At 73.0% G+C, this 5,587-nt stretch carries 6 protein-coding genes; 3 read left to right on the top strand and 3 right to left on the bottom strand.

The window, feature by feature from the left end; genetic code table 11:
• Both GTW43_RS22935 and GTW43_RS22930 read right to left on the bottom strand, forming a co-directional pair.
• Positions 1 to 889 (bottom strand): NADP-dependent isocitrate dehydrogenase (locus tag GTW43_RS22935; RefSeq protein ID WP_161303906.1); only part of this gene is annotated, 889 nt, incomplete at its 3' end.
• A 153-nt stretch (positions 890 to 1,042) separates the two neighbouring features.
• Positions 1,043 to 1,498 carry a MarR family transcriptional regulator gene (locus tag GTW43_RS22930; protein WP_161303442.1) on the bottom strand — a complete coding sequence of 152 codons (456 nt, stop codon included), beginning with the start codon at positions 1,496 to 1,498 and terminating at the stop codon, positions 1,043 to 1,045.
• A gap of 60 nt (positions 1,499 to 1,558) precedes the next feature.
• Here GTW43_RS22930 and GTW43_RS22925 point away from each other — a divergent pair, with 60 nt between their 5' ends.
• From GTW43_RS22925 to GTW43_RS22915, 3 genes are all read left to right on the top strand, one after another.
• Complete coding sequence (locus tag GTW43_RS22925) at positions 1,559 to 2,380, top strand: NAD(P)H-binding protein (RefSeq protein ID WP_161303905.1); 822 nt, start codon at positions 1,559 to 1,561, stop codon at positions 2,378 to 2,380.
• Positions 2,381 to 2,513: 133 nt separating this feature from the next.
• Positions 2,514 to 3,428: an alpha/beta hydrolase gene (locus GTW43_RS22920; RefSeq protein ID WP_161303904.1), complete on the top strand. Its 915-nt coding sequence runs from the start codon at positions 2,514 to 2,516 to the stop codon at positions 3,426 to 3,428.
• Between the two features lie 128 nt (positions 3,429 to 3,556).
• Positions 3,557 to 4,945: an MFS transporter gene (locus GTW43_RS22915; protein ID WP_161303903.1), complete on the top strand. Its 1,389-nt coding sequence runs from the start codon at positions 3,557 to 3,559 to the stop codon at positions 4,943 to 4,945.
• Positions 4,946 to 5,037: 92 nt separating this feature from the next.
• On the opposite strand, the gene GTW43_RS22910 is transcribed toward GTW43_RS22915, so the two are convergent.
• Positions 5,038 to 5,587 (bottom strand): PucR family transcriptional regulator (locus GTW43_RS22910; RefSeq protein WP_161303902.1); only part of this gene is annotated, 550 nt, incomplete at its 5' end.

Here is a 5,587-nt window from a genome sequence, read left to right as displayed (position 1 = left end):
TGCCGTCGTTCGGGGAGAGGCCGGCGGCGACGAGCGCCTCGCCGTACTTGGCGAACGTCTTCGGGAAGAAGGCGCGCACGACGTGGCCGAAGATGATCGGGTCGGAGACCTTCATCATGGTGGCCTTGAGGTGCACGGAGAACAGCACGCCCTCGGCCTTGGCCTTGGCGATCTGCGCGGTGAGGAACTCGCGCAGGGCGGCGACGTGCAGCACGGAGGCGTCCACGACCTCACCGGCGAGCACCGGTACGGACTCGCGCAGGACGGTGGTCGTGCCGTCGGCGGCGACGTGCTCGATCCTGAGCGAGCCGTCGGCCTCGATCACGGCGGACTTCTCGGTCGAGCGGAAGTCGTTCACGCCCATCGTCGCCACGTTGGTCCTGGACTCGGGGGTCCAGGCACCCATGCGGTGCGGGTGGGCCTTGGCGTAGTTCTTCACCGAGGCGGGGGCGCGGCGGTCCGAGTTGCCCTCACGCAGGACGGGGTTCACGGCGGAACCCTTGACCTTGTCGTAGCGGGCGCGGATCTCGCGCTCCTCGTCCGTCTTCGGCTCGTCGGGGTACGCGGGCAGCGCGTAGCCCTGCTCCTGCAGCTCGGCGATCGCGGCCTTGAGCTGGGGGATGGACGCCGAGATGTTCGGCAGCTTGATGATGTTGGCGCCCGGCGTCTTGGCGAGCTCGCCCAGCTCGGCCAGCGCGTCGTCGATGCGCTGGTCCTCGTTCAGGTGCTCCGGGAAGGAGGCGATGATGCGCCCGGCCAGGGAGATGTCACGGGTCTCGACCCGCACACCGGCGGTGGACGCGTAGGCCTCGATCACGGGCAGGAAGGAGTACGTCGCGAGGGCCGGGGCCTCGTCAGTGTGCGTGTAAATGATGGTCGAGTCAGTCACCGGGTGCTCCGCTCCACGTCTTCCACGTCGTCTGCATGATTTCTCAGATTGCTCGACATCAAGATATCTCGTACCGCCCCCTTCTTCGAAAGGGCCTCGCTGCATCCCCGCCGGGACCTCCCGCCCCGGCGGCGGCGCGGGCGCGAACGGCCGTCAGGAGCCGGAGAGTTCGGCCGTCGAGGTGCGGCCCGCGTCGGCGATCCGCTCCAGGAAACCGGCGATGACCTCCAGCTCGGCGGGGTCGTAGGCGGAGCAGATCCGCTCGACGGACGCGCCCATCCCCGCGAAGTGACGCAGCAGCTCGCCGTCCCGGCCGGAAAGGGCGGTGATCTGCACCGCCCTGCGGTCGGACGGGTTGCGCTCCCGGGAGATCCAGCCGCCCTTCTCCAGCCGGTCGAGGACCCCCGTCATCGTGGCCGGGTGCAGCCCGGCCCGCCTGGCCAGCGCCCCCGGACTGAGCGGCCCGTGCGTCTTGATCAGGTCGAGGCAGTCCAGGTCGACGTCCTTCATCTCGACGCGGGCGCTGACCTGCCGGTTGAGCAGCGACAGCTGCAGACCCACGTCACGCAGCCCGGAGCGGATCCTGCGGCGATTTGTTTCGGAACTCATATTGTCTTACTCTCGAATCAAATTACTATGACTCTCGTACCTTATCGAAGGGAGAGCATCATGTATGTGGTGACGGGTGCAACCGGGAACGTCGGCCGGCTGGTCGTCGATCTGCTGGCCCGCTCCGGGGCCAAGGTGGCCGGGGTCTCGCGCGACCCGGCCGCGGCCCTGCCCGACGGGGTCGAGCGCCTCGCCCCGGCCTCCTGGCCGGCGAAGGGCGCGGAGGCCGTGGTCGTCGCCCCGCGCGCGGTCGGCGACTCCCTGCCCGCGTCGCTGGAGCGCGCCGCCGCCGCGGGTCTGCGCCGCGTCGTGCTGCTGTCGGCGGTCACGGTGGAGTACGGCGGCGGGTACGCGCGGTTCGCCGCGCAGTTCGCCGCCGCCGAGGACGCCGTGCGGGCCTCCGGGCTCGACTGGACGTTCCTGCGCTGCGCGGACTTCGCGGCCAACTCCCTCGCCTGGGCCCCGCAGATCCGCGCGACCGGCACCGTCGCCGGCGCGTACGGCCGGGCCGCGACCTCGCCGGTGCACGAGCGGGACATCGCCGAGGTCGCGGTCAGGGCCCTGCTCGAGCCCGAGCGGCACACCGGGCAGGCCTACGCGCTGACCGGGCCGCAGTCGCTCACCCAGGAGGAGCGGGCCACCCAGCTGGGCGCGCGCTTCATCGAGGTCCCCGCCGAGCGGGCGCGCGCGGCGATGCTCGCCCAGGGCCTGCCGGCCGATGTCCCCGACCGTCTCCTCGGCTACCTCGCGACATGCAGCGATCAGCCCGGTCCGGCCACGGACACCGTGGAGCGGCTGCTCGGGCGGGCCCGCACCTTCCGCGAGTGGGCCGACGAGCACGCCGCCGCGTTCGCGGCCGGCACGGGCGGGGAGGCACGGTGAGCGCCCGGGCCGCCGTCCCGGCCGCGCCTGCTGCCCCCGCCGCCACACCGCCCGGCCCGTCCGGCCCGGCCGGCCTGTCCGCCGCGTCCGGTTCGGCCGTCCGCGTTCCCGTCCGCAGCACGGAGGTTCACTGATGCCTGTCTCACCCGTACGCGAGGCGGTCCGCTTCGCCAGCGGCGACGCCGACTGCGCCGCCTGGTACTACCCGACGCGTGACGGCAGTTGTGTCGTCATGGCCGGCGGGCTCGGCGTGACCAAGGAGCCCGGCACCGACCGGTTCGCCCGCAGGTTCCACGAGGCCGGGTTCGGCGTGCTCGCCTTCGACCACCGCAACTTCGGCGCGAGCGGCGGCCACGACCGCCAGGTCATGCACCTGGAGAACCAGCTCGACGACTGGGCCGCCGCCATCGCCTTCGCCGCGTCGCTGCCCGGCGTCGACCCCGACCGGATCGCCGTCTGGAGCTTCTCCCTGTCCGGCGGCCAGATGTTCGAGGTCGCGGCCCGGCACCCCTCGCTCGGCGCCGCCATCGCCCAGATGCCCCTCGCCGACGGCCGGGCGGCGGCCCGGGCCGCGATGCGCCACCAGACCGTCCCCGCGCTGGTCCGTACCCTCGGCATCGCCCTCCTCGACGCGGGCGGCGCCCTGCTCGGCAGGCCGCCCCGGCTGCTCCCGCTCACCGGCGAACCGGGCACGCCCGCGGCGCTGACCACCCCCGACGGGCGGATCTCGCCGAGCCCGCTCGACCCGGACGGCAGCTACCCCGACTGGGAGCAGACCGTCGCCGCCCGCATGATGCTCAGCGTGGGCACCTTCCGCCCCGGCCGGGCCGCCCGGGACATCGAGTGCCCGCTGCTCCTGGTGGTCTGCGACGAGGACCAGTCCGTCCTCGCCGCGCCCGCCCTCAAGGTGGCCGCCGAGGCTCCGCACGCGGAACTGCTGCGCGTCCCGGGCGGGCACTACAGCCCCTTCCTCCAGTCCCACGAGACCGTCGTCGCCACCGAGGTCGACTTCCTCCGGAGGCATCTCGCCCCGGCCGGGTCCCACTGAGGCGGCGACCGCCACCACAGCCAGGCCGAAAAGTATGGTGTCCCACCACATGTGCCGCTGACCTGCGTGTTCCTACCTTGTGCCAGCAACGCAGTCGTCCCCTCCCCAGCAGCCTGGAAGTGGTGCACATGGCCTCCGCAGCAACCGCTCCGCCCTCCCCCGGACACCTCAAGCGCATTGTCGCGGCGAGTCTCATCGGCACCACGATCGAGTGGTACGACTTCTTCCTCTACGGGTCGGCCGCGGCCCTCGTGTTCAACAAGCTGTTCTTCCCGGACTCCGACCCGCTCGTCGGAACCCTGCTCTCCTTCCTCACCTACGCCGTCGGCTTCGCCGCACGCCCGCTGGGCGCCCTCGTCTTCGGGCACTACGGCGACCGCCTCGGCCGCAAGAAGCTCCTGGTCATCAGCCTGCTGATGATGGGCGGCGCGACGTTCGCCATCGGTCTGCTGCCCACCCACGCCACGGTCGGCACGGCCGCCCCGGTCCTGCTGACCGTGCTCCGGCTGGTGCAGGGCTTCGCACTCGGCGGTGAGTGGGGCGGCGCCGTGCTGCTCGTCTCCGAGCACGGCGACGCCCGCCGCCGCGGCTTCTGGGCGTCCTGGCCGCAGACCGGGGCGCCCGCCGGGCAGCTCCTCGCGACCGGTGTGCTCTCCGCCCTCACGGCGCTGATCTCCGACGCGGCGTTCACCTCCTGGGGCTGGCGCATCCCGTTCCTGCTGTCCGGCGTCCTGGTCATGGTCGGCCTGTGGATCCGGCTGTCCGTCGACGAGTCCCCCGTCTTCAAACAGGCCCTCGCCCGGGCCGAGGAGCGCAAGGCCACCGAGCACGACGCCGTCGAGAAGATGCCGCTCGTCTCGGTGCTCCGGCACCACTGGCGCGACGTCCTGATCGCGATCGGCGCCCGCATGGCCGAGAACATCAGCTACTACGTCATCACCGCCTTCGTCCTCGTCTACGCCACTCTCGACGCGGGCGTCTCCAAGCAGACCGCCCTGAACGCCGTCCTCATCGCCTCTGCCGTCCACTTCGCTGTGATCCCCCTGTGGGGCGCCCTCTCCGACCGTGTCGGCCGCCGGCCCGTCTACCTGTTCGGCGCGGCGGGCGTGGGCCTGTGGATCTTCCCGTTCTTCGCGCTGATCGACGCGGGCGGCTTCGGCAGGCTGCTCGTCGCGGTCACCGTCGGACTCGTCCTGCACGGCGCGATGTACGCCCCGCAGGCGGCCTTCTTCTCCGAGATGTTCGCGACGCGGATGCGGTACTCGGGCGCGTCGATCGGTGCCCAGTTCGCCTCCGTGGCGGCGGGCGCGCCCGCACCGCTCATCGCGACGGCTCTGCTCTCCGAGTACGGCGACGCCACGATGATCTGCCTCTACGTGATCGCCGCCGCGGTGCTGACCCTCGTCGCGGTCGCCGTCGCCCAGGAGACCCGCCACCGCGACCTGGCCGACATCGGCCCCGGCGAGAAGCCCGCCGGGGCTCCGGCCGGCCGCCCGGCCGACGTGCACAAGGTCTGACCCGCCGGCCCGCGCACCCGCCCGCGTCGCCGTCCCGGCGGGCCCTCCCACCGGCGCGGCCACCGCCCCCGTACGCCTCCCGCGTACGGGGGTCAGCGTATGGGCAGCGCGGGGCCCGCCAGCCGGTGCAGCCGCAGGGCGAGCTGGATCTCCAGCGCGCGGGACGGGTCCTGCCAGTCGGGGCCGAGCAGCCGCCCGATCCGCTCCAGGCGCTGCGCCACGGTGTTCACGTGGACGTGCAGCGTGTCCTTGGTGCGGGCCGGGCTCATCCCCGACGCGAAGTAGGCGTCCAGCGTGCGGACCAGGTCGGTGCCTCTGCGCGTGTCGTAGTCCACGACCTCGCCGACGGTGCGGGCGACGAACCCGGCGATGTCCCGGCTGTCGGACAGCAGCAGCCCGAGGAAGCCGAAGTCCTCCGCCGCCGCGCCCTCCCCGGCCCGGCCCAGCAGCCGCAGCGCGTCCAGGCAGCGCTGCGCCTCGACGTGCGCGGCGGCCGCCGCGTCGGCCCGGTCCGCGAGGGCGCCGACGGGAGCCGACGCCCCGACGGTGACCGCCTCGTGGATCGCCGACGACAGGCGCCCGGCGACGTGGGCCGCGATGCGGGACGCCGTGTCGCCGGCCAGCGGCAGCAGGAGCACGGTG

It is taken from the genome of Streptomyces sp. SID5785 (genome assembly GCF_009870065.1).
In the GTDB taxonomy this organism is placed as follows: domain Bacteria; phylum Actinomycetota; class Actinomycetes; order Streptomycetales; family Streptomycetaceae; genus Streptomyces.
The sequence above is the reverse complement of the archived record's forward strand: the minus strand, read 5'-3'. Positions and strand labels throughout refer to the sequence as shown.

Coding starts and splice junctions, on each gene's coding strand:
- GTW43_RS22930 (WP_161303442.1), bottom strand. CDS start 1,498: ATGAGTTCCGAAACAAATCGCCGCAGGATCCGCTCCGGGCTGCGTGAC.
- GTW43_RS22925 (WP_161303905.1), top strand. CDS start 1,559: ATGTATGTGGTGACGGGTGCAACCGGGAACGTCGGCCGGCTGGTCGTC.
- GTW43_RS22920 (WP_161303904.1), top strand. CDS start 2,514: ATGCCTGTCTCACCCGTACGCGAGGCGGTCCGCTTCGCCAGCGGCGAC.
- GTW43_RS22915 (WP_161303903.1), top strand. CDS start 3,557: ATGGCCTCCGCAGCAACCGCTCCGCCCTCCCCCGGACACCTCAAGCGC.